This is a genomic window from Bacillus sp. FJAT-14266 (assembly GCF_001719225.1).
Taxonomy (GTDB): domain Bacteria; phylum Bacillota; class Bacilli; order Bacillales; family Bacillaceae; genus Bacillus; species Bacillus subtilis.
In genome coordinates, this window is sequence record NZ_CP017072.1 from 3,734,194 (window position 1) to 3,757,263 (window position 23,070).

General features: G+C 38.6%; 28 protein-coding genes, 7 tRNA genes and 1 pseudogene. 6 read left to right on the top strand and 30 right to left on the bottom strand.

The annotated features are described in order from the left end of the window. Nucleotides 1-383: 383 nt before the first annotated feature. From BGM23_RS19340 to BGM23_RS19365, 6 genes are all read right to left on the bottom strand, one after another. Nucleotides 384-1,070, bottom strand: coding sequence for a hypothetical protein (locus BGM23_RS19340; protein WP_015252750.1), 687 nt, complete (start codon nucleotides 1,068-1,070; stop codon nucleotides 384-386). A 24-nt stretch (nucleotides 1,071-1,094) separates the two neighbouring features. Then, nucleotides 1,095-1,271 (bottom strand): hypothetical protein, encoded by a 177-nt coding sequence (locus BGM23_RS19345; protein ID WP_009966645.1) that lies wholly within the window; start codon nucleotides 1,269-1,271, stop codon nucleotides 1,095-1,097. 817 nt (nucleotides 1,272-2,088) lie between these two features. Beyond that, nucleotides 2,089-2,442 carry a hypothetical protein gene (locus tag BGM23_RS22235; protein WP_029725810.1) on the bottom strand — a complete coding sequence of 118 codons (354 nt, stop codon included), beginning with the start codon at nucleotides 2,440-2,442 and terminating at the stop codon, nucleotides 2,089-2,091. Beyond that, nucleotides 2,439-2,672, bottom strand: coding sequence for a helix-turn-helix transcriptional regulator (locus tag BGM23_RS19355; protein WP_003240464.1), 234 nt, complete (start codon nucleotides 2,670-2,672; stop codon nucleotides 2,439-2,441). Before BGM23_RS19355 ends, BGM23_RS22235 begins: the two co-directional genes overlap by 4 nt. 890 nt (nucleotides 2,673-3,562) lie before the next feature. Next, nucleotides 3,563-3,754: a hypothetical protein gene (locus BGM23_RS22240; RefSeq protein WP_231940254.1), complete on the bottom strand. Its 192-nt coding sequence runs from the start codon at nucleotides 3,752-3,754 to the stop codon at nucleotides 3,563-3,565. Nucleotides 3,755-4,441: 687 nt separating this feature from the next. After that, the gene (locus tag BGM23_RS19365; RefSeq protein ID WP_015252752.1) at nucleotides 4,442-5,491 is read right to left on the bottom strand and encodes an amidase domain-containing protein; all 1,050 of its coding nucleotides are present in this window, start codon (nucleotides 5,489-5,491) and stop codon (nucleotides 4,442-4,444) included. 85 nt (nucleotides 5,492-5,576) lie between these two features. Between BGM23_RS19365 and BGM23_RS19370 the strand changes: the two genes are divergently transcribed. Beyond that, nucleotides 5,577-6,077, top strand: a complete 501-nt coding sequence (locus BGM23_RS19370; protein WP_015252753.1) for a DUF4944 domain-containing protein — start codon at nucleotides 5,577-5,579, stop codon at nucleotides 6,075-6,077. A 174-nt stretch (nucleotides 6,078-6,251) separates the two neighbouring features. Beyond that, nucleotides 6,252-6,524, top strand: coding sequence for a hypothetical protein (locus BGM23_RS19375; RefSeq protein WP_029725808.1), 273 nt, complete (start codon nucleotides 6,252-6,254; stop codon nucleotides 6,522-6,524). A 697-nt stretch (nucleotides 6,525-7,221) separates the two neighbouring features. Here BGM23_RS19375 and BGM23_RS21650 read toward each other — a convergent pair. Both BGM23_RS21650 and BGM23_RS19385 read right to left on the bottom strand, forming a co-directional pair. Continuing rightward, on the bottom strand, nucleotides 7,222-7,731 hold the full coding sequence (locus BGM23_RS21650; RefSeq protein ID WP_113713038.1) for an HNH endonuclease: 510 nt from the start codon (nucleotides 7,729-7,731) through the stop codon (nucleotides 7,222-7,224). A gap of 245 nt (nucleotides 7,732-7,976) precedes the next feature. After that, on the bottom strand, nucleotides 7,977-8,483 hold the full coding sequence (locus BGM23_RS19385) for a hypothetical protein (RefSeq protein ID WP_046664266.1): 507 nt from the start codon (nucleotides 8,481-8,483) through the stop codon (nucleotides 7,977-7,979). Between the two features lie 52 nt (nucleotides 8,484-8,535). Here BGM23_RS19385 and BGM23_RS22245 point away from each other — a divergent pair. From BGM23_RS22245 to BGM23_RS19400, 3 genes and pseudogenes are all read left to right on the top strand, one after another. Continuing rightward, nucleotides 8,536-9,209, top strand: a pseudogene (locus BGM23_RS22245) (hypothetical protein); the annotation flags it as partial. A gap of 10 nt (nucleotides 9,210-9,219) precedes the next feature. Then, nucleotides 9,220-9,738, top strand: coding sequence for a hypothetical protein (locus BGM23_RS19395; RefSeq protein ID WP_015252758.1), 519 nt, complete (start codon nucleotides 9,220-9,222; stop codon nucleotides 9,736-9,738). 200 nt (nucleotides 9,739-9,938) lie between these two features. Then, nucleotides 9,939-10,502, top strand: a complete 564-nt coding sequence (locus BGM23_RS19400) for a GNAT family N-acetyltransferase (protein ID WP_029727186.1) — start codon at nucleotides 9,939-9,941, stop codon at nucleotides 10,500-10,502. A gap of 219 nt (nucleotides 10,503-10,721) precedes the next feature. Here the strand turns inward: BGM23_RS19400 and BGM23_RS19405 are convergent. The 8 genes from BGM23_RS19405 to BGM23_RS19440 form a co-directional block, all read right to left on the bottom strand. Further along, nucleotides 10,722-10,805: transfer RNA gene (locus BGM23_RS19405), tRNA-Leu, on the bottom strand. Between the two features lie 81 nt (nucleotides 10,806-10,886). Continuing rightward, nucleotides 10,887-10,968, bottom strand: a tRNA-Leu gene (locus tag BGM23_RS19410). A gap of 11 nt (nucleotides 10,969-10,979) precedes the next feature. Then, nucleotides 10,980-11,055 (bottom strand) — tRNA-Lys (locus BGM23_RS19415). A 26-nt stretch (nucleotides 11,056-11,081) separates the two neighbouring features. Continuing rightward, nucleotides 11,082-11,156: transfer RNA gene (locus BGM23_RS19420), tRNA-Gln, on the bottom strand. Between the two features lie 11 nt (nucleotides 11,157-11,167). Next, nucleotides 11,168-11,239, bottom strand: a tRNA-Glu gene (locus BGM23_RS19425). A 29-nt stretch (nucleotides 11,240-11,268) separates the two neighbouring features. Further along, nucleotides 11,269-11,359 (bottom strand) — tRNA-Ser (locus tag BGM23_RS19430). Between the two features lie 4 nt (nucleotides 11,360-11,363). Beyond that, nucleotides 11,364-11,438, bottom strand: a tRNA-Asn gene (locus BGM23_RS19435). Between the two features lie 122 nt (nucleotides 11,439-11,560). Continuing rightward, on the bottom strand, nucleotides 11,561-12,013 hold the full coding sequence (locus BGM23_RS19440) for a SprT family protein (protein ID WP_015252760.1): 453 nt from the start codon (nucleotides 12,011-12,013) through the stop codon (nucleotides 11,561-11,563). A 103-nt stretch (nucleotides 12,014-12,116) separates the two neighbouring features. On the opposite strand from BGM23_RS19440, the gene cmpA reads away from it, so the two are divergent. Beyond that, nucleotides 12,117-12,230 (top strand): cortex morphogenetic protein CmpA, encoded by a 114-nt coding sequence (gene cmpA, locus BGM23_RS19445; protein ID WP_003225207.1) that lies wholly within the window; start codon nucleotides 12,117-12,119, stop codon nucleotides 12,228-12,230. 9 nt (nucleotides 12,231-12,239) lie between these two features. Here the strand turns inward: cmpA and BGM23_RS19450 are convergent, their stop codons facing one another. The 14 genes from BGM23_RS19450 to acpS all read right to left on the bottom strand — a co-directional run bounded on the left by BGM23_RS19450 (nucleotide 12,240) and on the right by acpS (nucleotide 23,044). Then, nucleotides 12,240-14,399, bottom strand: coding sequence for a Tex family protein (locus tag BGM23_RS19450; RefSeq protein WP_015252761.1), 2,160 nt, complete (start codon nucleotides 14,397-14,399; stop codon nucleotides 12,240-12,242). Between the two features lie 106 nt (nucleotides 14,400-14,505). Continuing rightward, complete coding sequence (rsbX, locus tag BGM23_RS19455; RefSeq protein ID WP_003234303.1) at nucleotides 14,506-15,105, bottom strand: phosphoserine phosphatase RsbX; 600 nt, start codon at nucleotides 15,103-15,105, stop codon at nucleotides 14,506-14,508. After that, nucleotides 15,105-15,893 (bottom strand): RNA polymerase sigma factor SigB, encoded by a 789-nt coding sequence (gene sigB / locus BGM23_RS19460; protein ID WP_029727187.1) that lies wholly within the window; start codon nucleotides 15,891-15,893, stop codon nucleotides 15,105-15,107. Before sigB ends, rsbX begins: the two co-directional genes overlap by 1 nt. After that, nucleotides 15,859-16,341, bottom strand: coding sequence for an anti-sigma B factor RsbW (gene rsbW, locus BGM23_RS19465; RefSeq protein ID WP_003234299.1), 483 nt, complete (start codon nucleotides 16,339-16,341; stop codon nucleotides 15,859-15,861). Before rsbW ends, sigB begins: the two co-directional genes overlap by 35 nt. Continuing rightward, the gene (rsbV, locus tag BGM23_RS19470) at nucleotides 16,338-16,667 is read right to left on the bottom strand and encodes an anti-sigma factor antagonist RsbV (protein ID WP_003234298.1); all 330 of its coding nucleotides are present in this window, start codon (nucleotides 16,665-16,667) and stop codon (nucleotides 16,338-16,340) included. The genes rsbW and rsbV overlap by 4 nt, the downstream gene beginning before the upstream one ends. Nucleotides 16,668-16,728: 61 nt before the next feature. Then, on the bottom strand, nucleotides 16,729-17,736 hold the full coding sequence (rsbU, locus tag BGM23_RS19475; protein ID WP_003234295.1) for a phosphoserine phosphatase RsbU: 1,008 nt from the start codon (nucleotides 17,734-17,736) through the stop codon (nucleotides 16,729-16,731). A gap of 11 nt (nucleotides 17,737-17,747) precedes the next feature. After that, complete coding sequence (rsbT, locus tag BGM23_RS19480) at nucleotides 17,748-18,149, bottom strand: serine/threonine-protein kinase RsbT (protein ID WP_003246640.1); 402 nt, start codon at nucleotides 18,147-18,149, stop codon at nucleotides 17,748-17,750. Between the two features lie 3 nt (nucleotides 18,150-18,152). Continuing rightward, the gene (gene rsbS, locus BGM23_RS19485; RefSeq protein WP_003225190.1) at nucleotides 18,153-18,518 is read right to left on the bottom strand and encodes an RsbT antagonist protein RsbS; all 366 of its coding nucleotides are present in this window, start codon (nucleotides 18,516-18,518) and stop codon (nucleotides 18,153-18,155) included. Between the two features lie 4 nt (nucleotides 18,519-18,522). Beyond that, nucleotides 18,523-19,347, bottom strand: coding sequence for an RsbT co-antagonist protein RsbRA (rsbRA, locus tag BGM23_RS19490; RefSeq protein WP_009966610.1), 825 nt, complete (start codon nucleotides 19,345-19,347; stop codon nucleotides 18,523-18,525). A 114-nt stretch (nucleotides 19,348-19,461) separates the two neighbouring features. Then, complete coding sequence (gene ndoA, locus BGM23_RS19495; RefSeq protein ID WP_003156187.1) at nucleotides 19,462-19,812, bottom strand: type II toxin-antitoxin system endoribonuclease NdoA; 351 nt, start codon at nucleotides 19,810-19,812, stop codon at nucleotides 19,462-19,464. A 4-nt stretch (nucleotides 19,813-19,816) separates the two neighbouring features. Next, nucleotides 19,817-20,098 (bottom strand): type II toxin-antitoxin system antitoxin EndoAI, encoded by a 282-nt coding sequence (gene endB / locus BGM23_RS19500; protein ID WP_003225183.1) that lies wholly within the window; start codon nucleotides 20,096-20,098, stop codon nucleotides 19,817-19,819. 115 nt (nucleotides 20,099-20,213) lie between these two features. Continuing rightward, entirely contained in the window at nucleotides 20,214-21,383 is a 1,170-nt protein-coding gene (gene alr, locus BGM23_RS19505; protein ID WP_029727188.1) for an alanine racemase, read from the bottom strand. Between the two features lie 113 nt (nucleotides 21,384-21,496). Continuing rightward, nucleotides 21,497-22,513, bottom strand: a complete 1,017-nt coding sequence (locus tag BGM23_RS19510; protein ID WP_072557167.1) for a LolA family protein — start codon at nucleotides 22,511-22,513, stop codon at nucleotides 21,497-21,499. A 165-nt stretch (nucleotides 22,514-22,678) separates the two neighbouring features. Beyond that, complete coding sequence (acpS, locus tag BGM23_RS19515; protein WP_015252768.1) at nucleotides 22,679-23,044, bottom strand: holo-ACP synthase; 366 nt, start codon at nucleotides 23,042-23,044, stop codon at nucleotides 22,679-22,681. Nucleotides 23,045-23,070: the final 26 nt, after the last annotated feature.

Below are 23,070 nucleotides of genomic sequence, written 5' to 3' on the forward strand. Positions count from 1 at the left end.
TGTATACATTTATTATAGTACCAGTATTTTATTGAAAATATATAAAATTTTTCAATATCTAATCTTAAACCTTTCTTAACTGATCCTACAAATCATTACTTTCACACTTGTTACGTTGGCAAAATAAAAAGAAGACTACACGTTGTAACACCCTTTTTTATGCTTTGACTTCCATATAAACTTTTGAGCTTGGCATCAACCGTCCGGCTAATATCTTATTATTTAGAATGTGTAGCGATACATAGAAAAACTAAATTAGCAAGAAAAAAACATGTTATATCAAAATTGAACCAAGTTTTTTCCAAGATTCCTCAGACGAGGGATTTTACTTCTGTATAACAAAAAATCACTTTGTCCTTTATAAAGACAAAGTGATTTTAAAATTAGCTATTAGGTAAATCTACTTTTGCAGGAGTACTTGTCCAAGGTTTGCCCATTTTCTTTTTATGAGCTTTATCTTCAAAAAATTGAACTGTAGCATACTGATACCAACTATCAGTCATTGCTCCTTTTTCGTATAAATCATATTTATAATACGCATCAGGGATTTGTTCTTTTGCCCAATAAGAGAATAAAATAGTGGCAGCCTTACTCCCCCATCCCAAGCCAGGGACAATACCGACTAATGACATTGTAACTGATAACGCATTTTTAGCTGCTTTTGTATGCCCAGATAAAGTCCCCACATAATGGTATCCCTTTTTAGGTTTTGCAGCCTGTGTTGTGAATTCATTTGATTTCAAATTATTGTTTTCATAATTTGTTCTTTTAGCAACATTTTCATCATACTCAAAGTTTAAACCTTTTTGTTCTATGCCATCGACTTTTACAGTATGATCATTTCCGTTCATCTGAACTTTGTGAGTTTCATTTCCACTCACATACTCAATTTCAACTAATTTCCCGTTCGATGAAATCTTTTCACTTTTCATTTTGTAATGTAGAGCTAGTTCTTCGTAAGAAGGGGTTGTCTTAGAGTCCTCCTTTGCAGAAGCGTAACCTGCAGGTAAAAGTGAGCCTAAAGTCAATGATGCAGCCATAACACAAGTAATAACTCTTTTCTTTCTCAATTGAAATCCTCCTTGTGTTACACCTTAAGAATCTGAATTACTAAATACTTGCTTAATTTTATAAGCAATAACAGCGAGGTATAAAATTGCAACAAACACTAAAACTCCAGTGCCATAATCAGTTTTTGCAACTAGAAAAAGACTTAACACACCGAAAATAATGTACATTACAATATCAAAGATATTTTTCTTGTTGTTCATATAAACTCCCCCGTTTAGCAATTGATTCCAGGTGCATATTTGATTGCAGCCCCAGTGTATTAAACACTTACAATTTTGTCCAATTGAAACTCTCTGGCAATATTACTTTAATCATATCTCAAAATAATTTTTTGAATTATTTTCAGCACACCTACTCTAACATGATTCTTTTTTGATTTACATAAAAAATCGAAAAATTGAGTCATTTTTCCTTGGAGAATAACTGTGTGTAAATCTTAAAAAGGACTATTCATTCATTTTGAGAATTAGAGATACATACGCTAATCATTTTATTTTCATTAAAATCCTTTTCGTGTTTGTTGATAATATGGAGAGGTGATGAAAATGTTCAAAAAAAAGAAATCTGACTCCTGTTCTATGTAGGATACCGTTTTTTGAATTATTTGGTTTGGGGATACAGGGGAATATGAAATATAATAAGTGGTTTTAAATAACTGGTGAGTATTGGTTAGCATACGATCTTCCATAGTCGTTTTTCTGCATAAAAAAATAACACCAAAGATGGTAAACCCTTGGTATTATTGGGGTGCGGCCGAGCGAACTTGAACTTTACGGGTTATTCACCCCACTGGGCCCTCAGCATAGTAAATCCATATCATTAGTTATGAAAGCTCATTGCACTTTCTAAGTCCACTTTACATCATTTCTATAAGTTTGTATGAATTATGGTTAATAATTGGTGAGCAAAAACCTACTTCCTCACTTCTCCAAATCTCATTATAAAATGATTTCATATTCGTTCCCTCTCCTAAAACAATTAAAACTTCAGAGACACTATCTTTCTCGGTTATTGAATTCACATAAAATCTTTTTTATATCGAACAGCTAGATAGATTGCTGAAGCAAAGAATGCAATAGAATACTTAAATAAGAAGAAAACTTGCCACATATAATCTTTCGGGAAAATCGTGTCGCACAAAATTAGTGCACATAACATATAGAGGCAACTTTTTAATGCTATTTGATTTGTTCTCTCGTCAGTCTTACCCATTTTTTTATGAAATACGATTGTGAGAATCAATCCAACTACAAGCAATACAAACCCGCTACCAATAAGAATATTCCAATTTCCCGGAGAATGTTCAGCCCAGGACTTTAAAGGGGAAAAAATTGCGTTGGTGATCGTATCTGTGATCGAATTCATTTTCATTTTTGATCATTTCCTTTCTCATAAGTAAAAATCTCGTTTACATCCACATTAAAAAATTCGGCAATTCGAAAAGCTAACAGCAGAGTCGGAACATAATTTCCTTTCTCCATTACAAAGATGGTTTGTTTGGAAACCCCGACTTTCTTTGCTAATTCTTGCTGAGACAATCTGGCAAGTACACGATATTCATAAACCTTATTTGAGATCGAATCACCAAAATCTTTCTTCATGACCATCACCTCTTGAACCAAATTATAAATCCACCTTATATAAAAGTAAAGTAAACTTATACAAAAATATAAAATACTTTTATGTTTACTTAGATTACTTTGATTTAATCATGAACCAGAATGCAGAAAGAACCTGACGAAATTCATGATTTCGTCAGGGTTCACTTATCGATCTGGTGTAATTTGTGGTTCTTGGCGGTACATTTTATGATATTCAGTGATACAACAGGTGATCAATTTCCAAAAACAACAGTAAACGGTTCTGGTGGTGCTAACCGAACAATAATTCTTGGTTATCACTCTGAAGAGGCAGAAGTTGTGGACACAATTGATGTTTACGAATAGCTAAATCCAAATAAACAGAAAATCTAGTTGGCTTACTGTAGGTAAGTAGGCAGTTTTAGGGCAGTAGACAATTTTAAAAATAAGCACAAAAAATACCAAAGGTCTACAACCCTTGGTATCATTGATGCGGCCGAGAGGACTTGAACCTCACGGGTTATTCACCCACTAGGCCCTCAATAAAGTGATTCTGTGTTTTCTGTTACAAAACCTTTTTATATCAGTGTTTATTTATTTTGATTATAAGGTTTTATAATGATTTATATATATTGAGGAGCAAAAATGGAGTAGCGGTCTTTTTTAAAAAAATCACCTTATTATTGATGTTTACTTAGTAACAGCCCTGCTCGAAGTAATCGGTTAAGGTGAAAATTAAGATAAACATAAAAAAAGCAGGCGCGTTCACCTGCTTTTTTAAATATTCCTATTAGAGTGTTTTAGCTTTATCCTAAACTTAAAATTCTTTTTATTACATTAGGAATAACAAATGAACGTTTGGTTTCTTTATTTACCTGAATAATGTCTTTTTGTGTTTTTCCATTCTCTTCCTAAGTGACTACTACCTTATAATCATTGGAGGTATTTGGTGGATCTGCCATTATGGCTACTGCTATTTCTTTTGCATTCTTAGGTTCATCACCTGCTTGACCTGATGCTTCCACCGTATTATTTTCTTTGAAAACAACCTTTTTTATCAAAAATTCAGATCTGCCTTCCCATTTAATATGAACAGCCCACAAATCTTTCCTTGCAAGATCAATGTCTTTTTCAGGAGCATAGACAGCGCTCCATTTCCCATCTTTTGAATGCCCCTTTAGAATTGGCGGCTGATGCGTAGCAGTATAAAAGAACTAACTTAAAAAAACTAATAGAATAATAGAAAGGATAGCTGCTAAAATAAACTTGCTTTTTTCATTTCAGACTCCAATCTTATATGTAATAAATATGATAAAAGTTTATTTTTACACTATTATAGGATATAAATCTTTGAGGTTATTATAAACCCGTATTCTTTTAATTTTAACTGGTATCCTTTCCGTTTATTCTTTTTGATTTTATTACATATAATGGAACCTAAAAATGATAGGTAACACACATGCATTTTCTGGTTTGTATTAGAAAGGCTCTCAACATAGTAAATCTATAACATTGGTTATGAAAGCTTATTTTTACTACACTTTCTAACTCCACTTTACATCATTTCTATAGCTTGTATGAATTATGGTTAATAATTGGTGAGCAAAAACCCCCCTTATTTCCTTCTTCATCAACTTTCATTATGTTCAAATGATTTAAGGGGTGTTAATTTTTTAGGTGTGAAAATAGAGTAAGTATTCATTATAGATACTATTCTAATCCATCTCAAATTTTTTTTAGACAAAAAAAGAACTAGTCACACAAAGTAACTAGTTCAATTTTTGTTAGGATTAGAATTTGATAACTCTATATTTATAATACTTTGATTTCCAGTCTTTTTCTAAATGTGCATATAAGTGTGCACTTGAATGTGCAGAATATCTTGGATACCCTTTATAAACATCATAGATAACAGCAGTATGCTTCCATTTTTTAGACGATTTAGAGTACATCTGAATAACGTCACCTGTCTTGACATACTTTGAAACATCCTTAGGACTTGTTAAATTGTAAACTTTATGTTTTTTTGTACCGGCCCAATATGTATAAAAATCTGAAACAACAGTCCATGAAGTTGAATATGTTCTTGCCGCACTTCTAGGCACTGATTGATTATACCAACCTTTTGTGGTTTTATGGTGACCACGATTAAAGCTGAATCCCGTAGTATTCATTGGCATTCCACCAGCTAAAACTACCTGTGATGCATAGTTGGTGCAATCTCCTCCACCGCTATTTTCTCCATAGTACCCATATTGACTCGTCTTCTTATTCCAATTGTTAACCATGTATTTTTTTGCAGCCGATCTACTATAACTAGACCCCAGTTGAGTTACAAAAAAGGAATTAGAATTAGTACTTGCCATATAGTCAATTGGAATTTGACCTGATTCTTCTTTAATTTCTTCAACTTTTGCTTCAGCTTGTTTGTCTTCTTTTATATTTTCTTGTTGTACTTGTTTAACAGTTTCATTTTCAACTTGTTTAGGAAGATCAAAGTTTTCAACCTCTACTTCACCATTCTCATCTTTTTTTTCTTCTTGGGCGGCGTACTTAGCCAATTCCTCTAAATAAGTATCTGAATAGACTTCCATTAAAGAAAAGTTATAACCTGATTTTGTTATCTCATCGGCTTTTTCATTAATACCTTGAAGAAAATTAATGTAATCCTGAGAATTAATGTTATAATTCAAATGTTGTGCTTTTAAATACTTTTGGACTTCGGTTTCCCCTTGCTTGACTGTTAAGTTCTCATTTTCAGCTTCAGCTGCATGAGCATTATTAAAGAAAGTGAAACTCAAAGCCGATGTTACTATAAGACTAAGTGCAATTTTTTTCATTTGTTTCTCCTTATTTGAATTTATGGTACTATCATATAGTAATTACTTTTTGAGGAAAAATCAATACATTTTTTGGAGGTTATTTATGAAAAAGGAGTATAAAAGACCTGTTTTATTTACAATTTCTGCTTTGGTGATTATTTTCCTAGTGTTTTTCTCATTAAAAATCTATAACCATTACAATCTCGAATATCCTAACTGGGAAGGTAAAAGTAAGGATCACAACTGGGAAGTAATCTTTAAAAAGAATGAAGATGCTCCAAAAGAGTTTAGCGGGGAGATTCTTTGGATTGGCGATAAAGATAAAACTGATAAAACTTATATAGAATCAATAACAATAATGAAAGATAATAAAACACTTCTTGATTCTTCAGATTTTAACAGCGATATCCCTATGAAAGATTATTCAGGTGGTACCTCTAGCGATGGATCAGCTAAAGAAAAATCATTTTCATTTTTAGAGCGTTTAGAAGAATCTGATCTAAAAGGATCTAAGATAACGGTTCAAGTGAAATGGAAACAAGATAACCAATCATTCAATACTGAAAAGTTCGTTCTTTCAAAGAAAACTTTATTTAATCATTAATTCTTTGAGTTTATTCTAACCAGTTCTTTATCTGAACTGGTTTCTTTTTATGAAATTCTTCAGTTTAATCATTGCTCAGCAGTATACTATTTAATTAAAAGAATGATGCTAAGGAGAACTAAGAATGAAAAAGTTAATATTGGATTCTGTTAAAAACCTTGTTGGAGACAATACTTGCTTGGTCTAACTATAACACTTACTTTTATATTCACTATTTGGCTAAGCCGACAAATCAAATCTGTTTATGAAAAAGATAAGGAACTTCGAAAGACAGAGAGAGAAAATTCACTAAAGATTATTTCAGAGATATTAAAACAGTATCATACTATTGGAAGAGAAAGTTTGACCGATGATGAATTTTTAAAATATGTACAAACTCAACTACCATTACTTGATTTAAAAAACCTATTTGATAATAAGAAACATCTTAGAAAAAAACCTCGATGAATGTAGTGGGTATAAATCAGAAAAGATAAAAAATGAAATTTTAAAGGCTATTAAGTTAATAAAGTTCAATGATAACATTATATATAGTGAGAGCATTATGGAAACTATAACTCGCTCACTATCTAATTTAAAAGATGTATTTATTCCTCCAATTATTTCAGCACTAGTTGTATTATACTTAGTTCTTGCATTTTCCCTAGGTTATTCCCAACATCCATTCTGGAACATAACAAAATTAACAACTGGTTTATTTGGTCTATTCTTTTTAGTTGCATGTCTGGATGACATGATTGAGAGAAAATGGGTTCTAGTAAATAAACGCTCTATTTTGAACTTGATATTTTTAATTTTCATACCTTTTATTCTGATTCTCGTAACGTCATTAGAACACCCTAAACTTTTAGTTGTTTTTTTTATTTACTGCATTATTGGGGGGATTTCCTTTCTAATAATCACCATTCTGAAACAAAGACGGTTGAATCGGCAAAGTTAGAGCCTCCTTATGGAATAAAGAGACAAGCCAGCAACAATATTTATTGTCTCTTTATTTTCCATCAGCTCTCAATAAAGTGAAACCTGTATTTCCCGTCACAAATCCTATATAGCGCCGAATTCTTTTTAATTAAGTGCATTTATTTGTAATTTCTAATTGGAAGTAAAAATGGAGCAGCAACCCGATTTAAACAATGGTTGGCTTTTATCTATTATCGTTGATAATTTCCACTAACTCCTCAACCGTGAAAGCTGGTTTTTTCTTATGCAACATAGCATGACAATTTGGACAAACTGGACGTAAATCGTTGATCGGGTCAATTTCGTACTCCTTGCCTATCTGATTTAACTCAATTATATGATGTACGTGAATAAAGCCTTTACCCAATTCTCCGAATACCTTCTCAAAATCAAACCCACAGATGACACAACTAAAACCATAATGCTCTAAACACTTTTTCCTCGCCATGGGATTTCTCTCATAAACGTTGAATGAGACCTGTTTTGTGGCTCCTTCAATATATCTTGTTGGGTTATCAATTTCCTCAGTCATTTGATTATGTCGGATTTCTTTTTCATCATTAAATTCCCAAATAATTTTGACTGGCTTAGTGTCATGAAACTCTTTTACTCTAGCATTTCCTTGGTAAGTAAACAGGGGATTATTACTATCTTCCTGTGTGAAAATATAAATATTACCTTTGGGTTTTAACATAGATTGAATAGAAGCATTTTGTAATGAATACTACCAAACCATTGGAGGTCATCTCCGATAAATTTATTATCGTAACCATGCCCCGTTCTTCCGGCAGAACTTATATTGATAAAGACAAATACATCATTATTACCGCCCTGTTTACCCTCTGGTACGTTAAAAATCTTGTAAATATCTTTTCTTGAGTATTGTTCTCCAATTCTCAAAGGATGTGCATCAGTGTTATGAATCAATGAAGATATTTTTTAAAATGCTTTTGGATTTAACGGCATTGATGAGGCTTGAAACCCTTCGATTAAGTACTTATCATATTCATCATTTTCAAAATCTAGATCCTCAAGTAAGATTGGTGAATGCAGCAAATTCTTAATGTATCTAACTGGTACTCTGTAATTGAAATGATCACTTTCTTCATAATAATAATTTTCATCTTTATCAGAATAGATGGGTTTCCCCGTTATTTCTACTACCGCATAAATACCTCGATTTAATTTTGGTTTACCATTTAACATTTTTTTATTCCGGTTATCATGACCAACTCTAATAATCCCTTGTGGACCTTCCTTAAACCACTCTTTTTGCCAACTTGTAATGGAAAATGTATCTTCTATTTGGTTTGAACTCAAAAAATCATCAATAGCCCAAACCTTTGGGTTACAGAAAAATGTCCAGAACCCTGTCGGTTTAATGGCTTGTTTTTCTTTTATGTTTAGTGCAATTGTTTTCCCTAAACTCTCTTTTAGTTCCTCCATATTCTGTCTCTCTTTTTATAATACAGTCTTCCTAACACTATCATCGGAATTTAATGGAGATAGCTACAGCAGAGCAAAATGGGTTTCCTATGTAGGCAGTACGGTTGTTCTTGCATTAGTGGGTTCAAAGGGTATTGATAAAGTATCCAAAGTTGCAAAAGCCGGTTCAAAAGTTGCTGCACTTAAGACACTTGAAGTTTCAAAAACAGGAATAAAAAAAGGAATTGAATACGTTAAAATACCAAGTGTTTTTGAACAACAGTACGCAATGGCTGGTGGTTCAGGGACTTTTCCTTTTAACGTGCTTGATGGAGAGAATTATAAAAACTCTGCACTTGAAATATTTAAGAACTCGTCTACTGTACAAGGATTAAAGAAAGCTAAACCGCATGAAGTTGTAAACGAATTAAAAACTTTCCAAAGCAGAAAATACACTTTTGGAGGACAATCATTCCTCATTGATAAGCGAGGAATGAAGCATATTTTAGAGCGCCATCATCCTAATTTATGGGATGGTTCAATTAAGTCTCAACAATCTTTTCTCAATAAAGAGATGACTGTTAACGATGTTGCAGATGCGATAGAATCAATTATGAACAAAACCGTGAAGAGTTAACAAAAAAAGGAACTAAATTTAGTTATCAAATTCGAGGAACATATGAGGGTCAAAAATATGTTGTTGGCTTTCAAAAAGGAAGAGTAGGACAATTCTATCCAGAAAAATAGGAGAGGTAAAATGTTTTATATTGAATCATTAATTCTTAGGCCAAATAAGAAGATAAACGATCTTTCAATCTTAAAAAATAATATTGACGATTACTTTGTTCCACTTAGCAATATAGAGGGACTAAAGAACATAAAATCACAGTTAGACTCTTACTATTTATCTGGAGCGATTATTTTAAAATATGGTGAACAAGATTTGCTTGATGTCACTATGTGGGACTTGGTTGACCAATTGTGGGCTTATTTTTTAAATCTAATTGAAGAAGCTATTGAAACAGGAGAAAGCGAAACTTATTTTCCTGATCAACCCCTTCTATTGAAAATGAAATCAATATCGAATGATATGTTGTTATTTGAAATTGATCAAAAACAAAAAGTTTTACTACCGAAACTTGATTTTTTTGAATCACTCTTAAAGAATGCGAGAAGTTTCTTTGAAACTATGAATTTTGTTTTAGAAGAAAACTGTGATTATGAGTATGAACTTAATAAGATTGATGAATTGCAAACCAAAATTAAATGTATGTGAGGCTACAAGTGAATTACTCTAGTGTGAAAAAATTCTTTGAAGAGAATAAAGAATATTCAATTCTTACTGGAGGCATCATAGATAAACAAATAGATACCAAGTAGTTATAACTCACGTCCTCAAGAATTATTTCTTATAGATAAGAGTTTTTATTACTTATTTTCAATTTTTAACATTGAACTTACGAGAGGAGTTATCAAATGAATCCTTTATTGTTAGATGTGCCTTTACAATTGGAAACAGAAAGACTAATCCTTCGAGCACCACACCAAACAGGAGACGGGAAAATTGTAAACCAAGCAATTAGGGGTTCCTTTAATGAATTAAAAGCGTGGTTGCCATTTGCTCAAGAACTTCCTACTGTTGAAGAAACAGAGGTAAATTTAAGAAACGCTCATATAAATTTTTTAAAGAGGGAAAGTTTTCGTTTTCTTATTTTTGATAAAGCTAGCAATAACTTTATTGGAATAACTAGCCTTCAGAGGATTGACTGGACCATTCCTAAATGTGAAATTGGGTACTGGGTAAATACTAAATTTGGCGGGAATGGATATATGACAGAAGCAGTAAAAAAATTAGCTACCTTTGGGTTACATAATATTAAATTTAGAAGAATTGAAATAAGATGTGAATCAACAAACCTCAAAAGTCGTGCTATTCCTGAAAAACTTGGGTTTGTATTCGAAGGCACTTTAAGAAATGATGATTTATCCGCAGATGGAAGCAAGCTGACCGACACTTGTTTTTATTCCATAATAAAGTAACATTGTACGCTTAAAATAACGGATGCGTTATTAAAACAAAAAAGGGCATAACATATTTTGTATGCTAATATACAATGCCCTTTTTATTATTAAACTATATACTTTTGCGGACAAATCAGACCACCTACTTAAAGTAAGTGGTCAGTTTTAGTCACAAAATACGTTCTGTTCAAAAGACACAAAAAATACCAAGGTACTCTAAACCCTTGGTATCATTGATGCGGCCGAGAGGACTTGAACCTCCACGGGTTATTCACCCACTAGGCCCTCAACCTAGCGCGTCTGCCATTCCGCCACGACCGCGTGATCATTAAATTGTGTTTGTGCTGGTTTAGTAGGCTCTTAACCTAGTAAAACCGATTTGCGTGCACTTTGTAAATAAAGTGCGGGTGAAGGGACTCGAACCCCCACGTCGTAAGACACTAGATCCTAAGTCTAGCGCGTCTGCCAATTCCGCCACACCCGCAAAAAGACAAATGGTGAGCCATGAAGGACTCGAACCTTCGACCCTCTGATTAAAAGTCAGATGCTCTACCAACTGAGCTAATGGCTCTTACTATTAGATTTCAAAAATAAAAATGGCTGGGCTAGCTGGATTCGAACCAACGCATGACGGAGTCAAAGTCCGTTGCCTTACCGCTTGGCTATAGCCCAACGAAATGGAATGACCCGTACGGGATTCGAACCCGTGTTACCGCCGTGAAAGGGCGGTGTCTTAACCGCTTGACCAACGGGCCGATGGTTGAGAACTTATATCGAAATCTTATGGCGGAGAAGGAGGGATTTGAACCCTCGCGCCGCTTACGCGACCTACACCCTTAGCAGGGGCGCCTCTTCAGCCACTTGAGTACTTCTCCAATATGGCTCCACAGGCAGGATTCGAACCTGCGACCGATCGGTTAACAGCCGATAGCTCTACCACTGAGCTACTGTGGAATAATGAGACAAGACTTATTATATCAGCCTTGATTTACAGTGTCAAGAGGTAAATATTTTTATTTATCTCTCGTAACGACTTTTATAATGTAACATAGGCTTGCCATATTCGTCAACCTTTTTCACGAAAAAATTCTTTTTATTTTCCCGCGGCATTTTCCGCACCTGTATCTGTCAGGGTTCATGGCGCGCTTCTTTATATACTGTTGGCCGCAGGCCGTACAGATATACATATAATTTTTTTTGTTTTCCGCTTTTTTCTTAAGGGGTGTACAGAACCTCGGCGCGTTGACCTGCTGCAAAAGCATTCTAAAATCTCTGTCTCTGTGCTTGTACCCTTTTCCTTCAAGGTGGAGGTGATAATGGCAGAGCTCGTGCTTGATAATGCCGATCAGCTCCTCCCTGCCGTGTTCAATCAGATATTTTCTGTTCAATTCAATGTTATGGGAGGTTAACAGGTACCTGCCGCCAGTGGTTTTAAGCCTGTCATTAAAAAGCGCCTGATGGCGGAACGGCTTTTTAAAATACGTTTTAGAAATATCCTCTGTCAGCTTTTGAAGCTCTATATTATCCATAGTGCACCTCACTTAAAAAACATTGAACGGGACAATTCACCGTTCGCATACAATATGGTAATCACCGTCCCTCTTATGATAAAAGCTGAGGAGGAATGAGCCTATGCCAAATTGGCTTAAAAAGCAGATGCAAAAAGCGTTCCTTGAAAAAGATAATTACCAAATTAAACTGCTGAATCAATGCTGGTATTTCTATAGGAAAAAACACTGCTCGTAAGCAGTGCTTTTATTTTACCATAGACAGCGATACTCTGCCTTTTTGTACATCTACGCCGTCAACCCAAACTGTCACAATATCGCCGACAGATACGACATCAAGAGGATGCTTGACGAATTGATTGCTCAATTTTGAGATATGCACAAGCCCGTCTTGTTTGACTCCGATATCAACAAACGCTCCGAAGTCCACTACATTGCGCACGGTGCCCTGCAGTTCCATTCCCTCTTTCAAATCTTCCAGCTGAAGGACGTCTGTTTTCAGCAAAGGCTTAGGCACCTCATCGCGTGGATCGCGTTCCGGCCTTGTCAGCTGTTCACAAATGTCTTTCAGAGTGATTTCGCCGATTCCCAGCTCTTTTGCCGTTTCAGAGAGCGCCAGCTGATTGATTTTGTCCTTCAATTCCGCCGTGCCGATATGTTCTGTTGAAAGTCCGAGTTTTTTCAAAAGTGCTTTTGTTTCTTTATAGCTTTCCGGGTGGATGCCTGTTCTATCCAAAGGCTCTGTCCCTTCCTGCACTCTTAAGAAACCGATACATTGCTCGTAGGTTTTCGCACCTAACCTTGGGATGTCCTTCAGTTCTTTTCGATTTGAAAACTTTCCGATTTCCTCACGTTTTTTGACAACGTTGCCTGCTACAGACTTCGATAATCCCGCTACATACTGAAGCAGCGCGGCGGAGGCTGTGTTGACGTTTACTCCCACCTGGTTTACGACCGTTTCGACGACAAACCGCAGAGATTCATTTAAGCGTTTTTGGCTGACGTCATGCTGATACTGTCCGACACCAACAGACTTCGGATCGATCTTAACGAGCTCCGCGAGCGGGTCTTGAAGTCTTCGCGCAATAGATACAGCACTGCGCTCTTCAACCTTAAGGTCAGGGAATTCTTCTCTGGCCAGCTCTGAAGCCGAATAGACGCTTGCTCCCGCTTCATTGACGATCACATAATAAATTTTGCGCGGCATGTCTTTGAGTACATTGACGATGAATTGTTCTGTTTCTCTGGATGCTGTGCCGTTTCCGATCGCCACCATCTCGACTTGATACTGCTCAAGAATCTTTTTCACTTTTTCATGGGCTTCTTTTGTTTTGTTGACTGGCGCATGCGGATAGATCACATCAATTTTCAAGACTTTTCCAGTCTCATCTGACACAGCGAGCTTACAGCCGGTTCGAAAGGCTGGGTCAACACCGAGAACGGTTTTGCCTTTCATCGGCGGCTGCAAAAGAAGTTTTCTCAAGTTCTCTGAGAAAATATGAATCGCCTGTTCATCAGCTTTTTCTGAGAGCTCTTTCCTGATTTCACGCTCGATTGCCGGCTGGATCAGCCTTTTATAGCTGTCTTCAATTGTCTCCTGCAAAATCTCTTTTACGGATGTTGAGCGATTTTTGATGATTTGTTTTTCTAAATACGCCTTAATGTGATCCGCAGGCGGTTCGATCGACACCTTTAAAATGTCTTCTTTTTCGCCGCGGTTCATTGCCAGCACCCTATGCGGAACGACTTTTGCAATTGGCTCTTCATACTCGTAATACATTTCATACACATTTTTCTCATCGGTGTCTGCCGACTTTCCGGCTGCAGACTTAATGGTTCCTCTTTTGAAGGTTTCCTGGCGAATCCACTTTCTGAAGGTCGGCTCGTCTGAGATTTGTTCTGCAATAATGTGCTTGGCACCTTCAATCGCTTCTTCTCGTGTGAACACTTCTTTTTCTTCGCTGATGTATTGGTCTGCAGTTGCTGCCAGACGATCATCTTGGGGAAGTGTCAGGATATAGTCGGCAAGCGGCTCAAGGCCTTTGCTTTTAGCGACTGTCGCCTTTGTTTTGCGTTTTTGTTTATAAGGGCGGTAAAGGTCTTCCACTTCCTGAAGCTTCACCGATTGCTCGATTTTACGTTTTAGATCATCTGTCAGTTTATCCTGCTCTGCAATCAGCCTGATGACCTCTTCTTTTCGCTGATTCAGGTTTTGTATGTATTGCCAGCGTTCAGAAATCGTTTGAATCTGAACCTCATCCATTGAACCCGTCTGCTCTTTTCGATACCGGGCAATAAACGGGACTGTGTTGCCGTCCTCAAGCAGACGGATAACACTTTCAACATGTTTTTGTGATAAACCTATTTCTTTCGCAATTTGCTGTTTTAAAAGGGCTGACGTTTCCATGTAACCAAAGCCTCCAATTTTGTCGTTCTTTCTCTAGTGTATCAAAAACCGAAAAAAACACATAAAAAAAGAAGCCGGCATTCCGGCTTCTTTTTGTTCTTATTCTCTAGGACAGCTGTCCGAGAATATAGGTCAGGTCATCTTTTCTCGATGTCGTATACATTTTCAGCGAATTCGATATTTCTTCTACCGATTGGCCTTTTTTCAAGTGGGAGCGGATATCAGGTACGTTGAGTCCATCTGTATGTATAATGAACTTTGAACCCTTTTCATAGGTGGCGGTGTGCGTTTTGTATTTTTGCGGCTTGCCTGATAAATAGCCCGAAATCGGCAGAGGATAAAAGCTTTCACCAGACGGGGAATGCAGAATAAACCGTACATTTCCGACAGAGCAGTACGTAAACTGCCTTTGCTCAAAATTGATTTTCAGGATAGATGCTGTAGCGCCTCTTTTGTTTTTCATCGCCTGATTACAGCGTTCGATAATGCTTTCTACGTCTTCATTCGCATAGTTTTCCACTAAGTCTTTGATGGCTGCAGAGGATTCGTTAGCAAGTGATCCACTTCCCAGTCCGTCAGCAACCGCGCAAATTAACTCCTTATCATCAGCTTTCATAAAAAAGCTGTCACCGCAAATCGATTTCCCTTCTTTATTCAGTTGATATACTAGAGTTTGAATATGCTCGTTTTCTTCAACCTGGATCATTACATTAACTCCATCGAGGGATCTTCAATCAAGGCCTCTCTGAGCTTCTTCACAGCTTTGCGTTGCAAGCGCGAGACGTGCATTTGAGATATACCGAGAATGTCCCCAGTTTCTTTTTGGCTTTTGTTTTGAATATACGTAAGGTCTATGATTTGTTTTTCACGATCTGAAAGGACATGAAGCACGCTTTGCAGCATCAATTGCTGGTTGACCCGCTCATATCCGTCCTCCTGTGATCCGACGATATCAAGAATCGTGACGGTGCTTCCGTCCGAATCCGCTTCAATGCTGTGGTCAACGGATAAGGCTTGATAGCTTTTGCCCATTTCCATCGTTTCAAGAACCTCTTCTTCAGAAACATCGAGGAATTCGGCAATCTCTTCGACTTTCGGCGATCTTTGTGTTTCAGTGGTCAGCTGATCAACCGCCATTTTGATTCTTGGACCCAGTTCTTTAATTCGTCTCGGCACATGAACGCTCCATGTTTTATCTCTGAGGAAACGTTTAATTTCACCGATGATTGTCGGAATTGCAAAAGCTTCAAACGATTTGCCGACAACAGGATCGTATCGCTTAATCGCGCCTAGCAGCCCGATCATGCCGACCTGGCGGAGATCCTCGTGGAAGCTTTTGCCTTTTGAATATTTTTTCGCAAGCATGTCAACCAGATTTGTATACACCCGCACAAGCGTTTCCTGCGCCTGTTCATCTTGCCTTGTTTGGTAATCGCTTATGAGCCGATCGACTTCATCTTTAGTTAGTTTCGTAGTTTTTGATGGTTGTGTCATGATCAACTCGCTCCCCATTTAAATACTTTGTCATCGCTACGGTGACGCCGGAGTGGTTTTGCACTCTGACTTCATCCATGAGCGTTTCCATTAAATATAGACCGAGCCCTCCTTCTGATAATTGATCAACTGTGTGCGAAGGTGTGTACGGCCCTAAATCCTGCTGCTTTTGATCAAAGTCAAAGCTGTCTCCTTCATCCGCCACAATAACCTCTAAACGGTCTTCAAACACACCGAATCGTATTGACACTTCCCCATTTTTATCTTCTTTGTAAGCGTGCTGAACCGCATTTGTGCACGCCTCACTGACTGCGATTTTCAAGTCTTCAATTTCATCGTACGTATAGCCCATTCTGCTTGCGACCCCTGACAGCGTCAGTCTTATAATTCCCACATATTCAGGTTGGGCCGGCACTTTCATTTCGATGTAATCAGCATTATTCTTCATTGCACTCCACCTTCTGACTTTGCAGAAATATCAATGATGTCCTTCAAGCCTGTAATGTCAAACAGTCGGATCAGCCGTTCAGAAAGATTTTCAAGTTTCAGCGAACCGCCTTGTTTTTTCACCATTTTAAAGGTCCCTACAAAAACGCCCAATCCGGTACTGTCCATGTAGCTGACATCTTTCAGGCAAATTCTTAAGTCAGCTCCTTGTTCTGCCAGAGGAACGAGCTTCTCTCTAAGCACCGGGGCTGAGTATACATCAATTTCTCCTGCAATGTTTACTTGTATATCATTCTCGTTTTGCTTCACATCAACATTTATATTCATTCGTATCACCTCAAATTTTCCTTCAAATCACTAGTTGCTTTATACCCTGGTCTGACAGACGTTAAACCTTTCTCCGCAAAACAATTAACGTAAAATCATCGTGAAGCTGAAAATCCTGCAATTTGAGGAGGCTGTCATAAATGTTTTTGACCATTTCCTGCGCGGAGGAACACATATGTTCCTCAATGAGCTTCTGCAGATCAGGACGCTCCAAGAAACCGTTTTCCGTTCTGCATTCTGTGACGCCGTCAGAAAATAAAACAATCATATCGCCCTTTTCCAGATGCTGATCGAATTGTTTGTAGTCATAGTCCTGCGAGATGCCGAGAACGAGTCCTTTGGCCTCTAAATCGTAAAACGTGTTGTCTTTTTGAGAATAATAGAATCCCGGTTCATGTCCCGCTGAAGCATATGTAAATTGATGCTTGTCCATATTGTAATTCGCATAAAACATCGTAATAAACATACTGGCATCAACGTTTTGTTCAACAACACGATTCAAATTTTTCAGCACTTGAGAAGGGTGTATGCCCGTTTCCGGCAAAGAGTCCATCGCGTATTTAATCATGGACATGCATAAAGCCGCTGGAATGCCTTTTCCGATCACGTCCGCGATTGCGATATTGATGGATTCCTTGTCTTTGACAAAGTGGTAGTAATCACCGCTCATCTGTTTAGCAGGAACACTGATGGCGCCGATATCCAGCGCTTCTTCCTGAGGAACTTTAGTTCCGAGCAGCGTCTGCTGGACATTTGCCGCGATTTCAATTTCTGATTTGATTTCCTGCTGTATCCCTCTAAGGGTTTGATGCTCCTGATAAGCCATTCCATAACCAATCATGACTTCTATTAAAAAATCCAGCGAATGAAACACATCTTCCGGGAGACTTGGATACAGCTCCTTCAGCACTTTTCTGTGAATGCTGATGATTTCTTCCGGAGGAATTTGGTGCTCGATTGTTTTTCGGCTGAATTTTTGGGCTTGATATAAAGATGTTTCTGTTAATTCGGCTATATATCGACTAAGCAGCTGATGATACCGCTGCTCAATAACCTCCCTAAAATCCACGTTCTTACCTCCTACCGAAGCCATTTGATGGCTTGTATCTCTGTTCCTTCCCCCGCTACGGAATTTAAGCTGAATTCATCCATCAGCCTTTTGACCCCGGGAAGTCCCGCACCAAGTCCTCCAGACGTTGAAAACCCGTCTTCCATGACTTTTCGGATATCAGGAATTCCCGGCCCTTGGTCTTCCGCTATAATTTTCAGGCCTTTTTTTCCTCTGTCTGCGACCTGTTCAATTCCAATCTGCCCTTTGCCGGCATATAAATAAATATTCCTGGCTAATTCTGAAATAGCCGTTGTAATTCTAGCCTGGTCTACCGTGCCGAAACCCAGTTCTTTCGCAACGTTTCGTCCCAGCTGTCTGGCGGCCACAATATCCCATTCTGTCATGATTCTTACACAGGATTGGTCGTTCATTCGCTATTCCCCCAATTCCCGCTTCAATGTCTCAAGCCCCTGCTCTAAGTCGAGCGCAGTTTCGATTTCCTCAAGTGCGATTCCAAGTTCAATCAGCGTCACTGCCACAGCGGGCTGAATGCCGGTCAAGACAACTTTTGCCCCCATTAACTTAGACATTGTAATGACGTCGCCCAGCACTTTCGCGATAAATGAATCAATCATATCCACAGATGTCAGGTCAATGACGACTCCGTTAGCACCTGTTTCGTATATTTTATTTAATAAGTCTTCTTGAAAGGTTAATGCTGTTTGGTCATCAAGTTCCCACTGAATGGACACTAATAAGCAATTATACAGTTTCAAGATCGGGATTTTCGGATGTCTCAAAATGTTATTCCCCCAATGAAACGATTTTTCGATCCGTCATTTCCAATGCTGTTTGAATTCCTTTTTGCAGGGTATTCTTAGTTATAACTTGGGATAAATCAATCCCCAGGTTGACGATTGTTTGAGCAATTTCCGGACGGATTCCGGCCAGCAGGCATTTTGCTCCGACAAGCCTTACAGCTTCTGATGCCTGAATAATATGATGGGCAACCATCGTATCGACGACAGGGACACCTGTAATGTCAATCAGCACGACTTGGGAACGGTGTTTGACGACGCCATTAAGAAGGTTTTCCATAATTCGTTTCGCGCGTTCGGTATCAATTGTTCCGACAAGAGGCATCACAGTGATATTTTCAAACACCGGGATAAGCGGCGCAGACAGCTCTTGCAGCGCGATTTTTTGCAGGGATACTGTTTTTTCCCATGAGATTGAGTATTGATTAAAAATTTCTGTGTTAATCGGGCTGAAAAAGCGATCAATCTGCCAGATTAATTCCGTGCTCTCTTGATCTGGCAATCTCTTATCATTCATTTTCGTGTAGAGACGCTTCCAGAATTCAGCAAGTGCAGTAGCCAAAAACTTCATAGACAGTCCGATTTGGACCGCTCGAAGCGCCAGTTCGCTGATTTGGCTTTCAGCAGCGTTTTCGTCCTTAACAGACAGCAGCAGAATGTCGATATATTCTTTAGATATATTTTCATACACTTGGTCAGTCAGCTGATAGGATTCTTGCTCGCTTAATTCTTTTAGTGTGTCAGTCCACAGTTGGAGCAGTTCATTTTGATTTTCGGCAATGAACTGGTATACAGTCTGATTCGACATCAAATTCGCTTACCTCCCAATAAAAAACAACATATTTTTTCGTTATTTCACTATTATATCGTTTATGTTTTTTGAAAACAAAAAAAGTTGCTCTATTTGAGCAACCTGCAAATATGTCTAAAAATCAATGAGTGCCAAACTGATTTGTAAGGCTTCATCAACCTTATCCATCATTTCATCATCCAGATGAGTAATCTTATCCGTTAACCTTTGCTTGTCAATCGTCCGAATTTGCTCCAGCAAAATAACGGAATCTCTTTCAAAACCGTAGCGTTTTGCATCGATTTCGACGTGGGTTGGTAATTTCGCTTTCTGTATTTGTGCTGTTATGGCTGCAACAATAGCAGTTGGGCTGAAGCGATTTCCGATGTCATTTTGGATCACTAAAACCGGGCGCACCCCGCCTTGCTCTGAGCCAACAACAGGAGATAAATCAGCAAAATAAACATCGCCGCGTTTCACAATCAAATGATTATCCTCCGCTGACTAAGCGCTCAACTGTCGTTTCAGCCTCGCACTCCGCAAAGTGAGCCTCAGAAGAAATATTCAGGTTGATTTTCGCCATTTCCATATAGCCGCGTCTCATCAAATCACGGTTGTGACGAGTTGTTCGTTCGCTGACATACGCTCTCACTGCTTGTGATATCAGTTCGTTTCTGCTTCGTTTCTCCCGCATCGCTACACCATCCAATTCAGCTACTAGGTTTTCGGGCAAGCTGATTTTCATTTCGGTTCTTGCGCTGGATTCAGACAAAAAACATACACCTCCACCAAACTTACGGATACGACTCTTTTATCCATCCAGTGATAATGATACCATTATTCACTCTTCAAGCAAAGCTGTTTTATGAATTCTCCATTTAGGTAAGTTAATTGCTTGTATTTACCTGCAATAAAGGATTTCTTACTTCCATTATACTCCCATTTTCCAAAAACATACGGGGAACACGGGAACTTATTGTACAGGCCACCTCATAGTTAATGGTTTCAAGCCTTCCTGCAATCTCATCCATGGAAATACATTCATCCCCCTGCCGGCCTATTAATGTAACTTTTGTGCCCGGCGGATATTCCTGATCCAGCTCCACCATAAATTGGTCCATGCAAATTCGGCCGGCAATTTTCAAGCGTTTTCCCTTCACAAGGATGTCAGTCCCTTTCAATTTTCGGAGCCAGCCGTCCGCATAGCCTACAGGCACCGTCCCGATCCATGTGTCTTTTTCTGCTGTGTACTCGGCTCCGTAGCTGACGCTCTCGCCTTTTCTGATCAGTTTGACATGCGACAGCGTCGAATGCAGGGTAAATGCCGGACGCAGCTGAAACGGTATCTCGTCCGAAATGTCAGCAGACGGGCGAAGGCCATACATGCCGATGCCGAATCTGACTGCATTAAAAAAGCCTTTTTTCAGCCGGAGTCCGGCGGCGCTGTTCGCGCAGTGGACCATTAGATTCTTTAACGGCAGCGGAGCAATCAGCTCTTTAAAGCGCTCAAACTGCATTAAGAAATAGCCTCTTTCTTTTTCATCCGCTGTCGCAAAATGGGTAAATACCCCTTTGCACTTTAAACGAGGATTGCGGTCAAGAATGGCCATCACGTTCTGAACTTCTTCCTCTGTTTTTACACCAAGCCTGTTCATCCCCGTATCGACCTTCAGATGAAAATGAAGAGAACCTTTTTTCGTGTGGCGGGCTGCCTCCTGAAGCCATTCAACAGAATAACCTGTTAAGGTCACGTCATACTCAGCAGCGATTGCAACATACTCTGGGGGAACCGCGCCAAGCACCAATATAGGCGCCTTCAATCCCTTTTTGCGCAGTGAAATCGCTTCATCCAAAATGGCCACGGCCAGGCATGAAGCACCTGCGTCAAGAGCAGCCTTTGCTGTTTCTGCATCACCATGCCCGTAGGCGTTTGCTTTCACAACTGTCATCAGGTGGACATGTTCACCGATATGTTTTTTCATATTGCTGACATTTTCCTTTATCGCGGACAAGTCAATTTCCGCCCACGTATCTCTGTAAAAAGATTTTGTGCTCATTACGACACTTCCTAGCTTTTATTCAATATCATTTACATATCATACTAAAATTAAAGGCTAAAGGGAAACGATGTCTAACGAAAAAAAGGCCAAATCATGTTTGGCCTTTGTTGTTATTTCGATGATTGTCCCTGCATGCTTTTCGCTACTGTCACCATTTCCTCTTTTGAAAGATCTTTAGAAGAGAGAAGGTAATCTACACCTTCATATGTCCATGACAATGATGCATCCGACAAGGCGCCGATGGTGTAGCCGAGATTTACCGGTTCGCCGTTCAGCGTAACGGAGGAGGAAGCCTTGGCAATCTGGGCTTTTTCCTGAATTAACGTAAATGACTTTTCTCCTCCGTACGTCATGATGATGCGCTTCCCGTCTTCAGTAGATATATCTTTTTCTTCAAGTAGCTTGACGCCAAGCGGCAGTTCCAGCGGCGTTTTGACCGCGAATGTATCGGAAGGCTTTGCGCTTGTGGCAACATCCATTTGAGAAAGGGTCATATTTTTCTTTTCGTCAAATGATTCTTTATCAAATTGTTTATTAAATTCAAAGCTGCTGAATTCTACTTTGACCATCACTTTCCGGTCAGTATCCATCACTTTGACAGATGACGGGCTCATATCTTTTTTGTTAAATGTGATTTCTTGCGTAGGCAGCATTTTGTTATGCTGATAGTTTGTTTTTGTTTCGAATACGTATTTCTTTTCTTTCGCTGTGAAAACTGCATCCGAATCGTTTTGAACATCCTTTACGAGCGATTCAAACAGATAAACCTGGCTGCTGTTGTTCGGCCAATCGCTTTGAAATCTGAAGCTCTTATTTAAAGACGGCGTGAGAACGAATACTCCGTTTTCATTTCGTAAAATGACTTGGTTTTGGTCCTTTTTCGGATTTTCTAAATAAACCCTGTACAGAGACGGCTTTTTGTGCCAGATTTCCACATTGTATACTTGAGGCTCACTCCCTGTCTCGATGGTCATTTTCGCTTTTGCTTTGTACGAGGTGTATTCTTTCGCCTTTTCATCTAACCCGGCCACAATATCTTGCTGTGTTTTTTGCCCGCAGGCAGAAAGAATAAGAACAGCAAGCAGTCCCGTTAAAAGCAAAACAAAGCTTTTTCTCACCTTTTTCAACCCCTTTTTCTCAATTGATGTAAAAGGAAGAAATCGCTTGTTTGACTTTAACGGTACGCTCGGTACACGTTTAGGCAGAACAGATGCGTACCATAAAAGCCTCAAACAACTTGTCTCCCTTAATGCACTATCAAATATATGAGTGGGGTTTCCCTAATATGCAGACTAGCTTGACAACCTTTCAATCACAACCTGCGCGGCAGCGTATTCTTTTGTATGAGTGATTGATACGTGAACGGCAGCCTGGCTCAGTTTCGTGCAAATGATATAGGGCTTGCCATTTTGGTCTTTCCTAATTTCAATGTCCTGAAAGCTGAGCTGCCTCCCAATGCCGGTGCCAAACGCTTTCGAGAAAGCTTCTTTTGCCGCGAATCTGCCCGCGAGAAATTCAATTTTTCTTTTCTCTGAAAGCTCATAGTATTGGTCAAGCTCGCTTCGCGTCAAAATCCGCTCGGCAAACCTTTTCTGGCGCCCAGCCATAGAGGCGATGCGTTTAAGCTCGGTAATGTCCAGCCCAATGCCGTAAATCATGTATGATAACCTCCTTTGCGTACGTA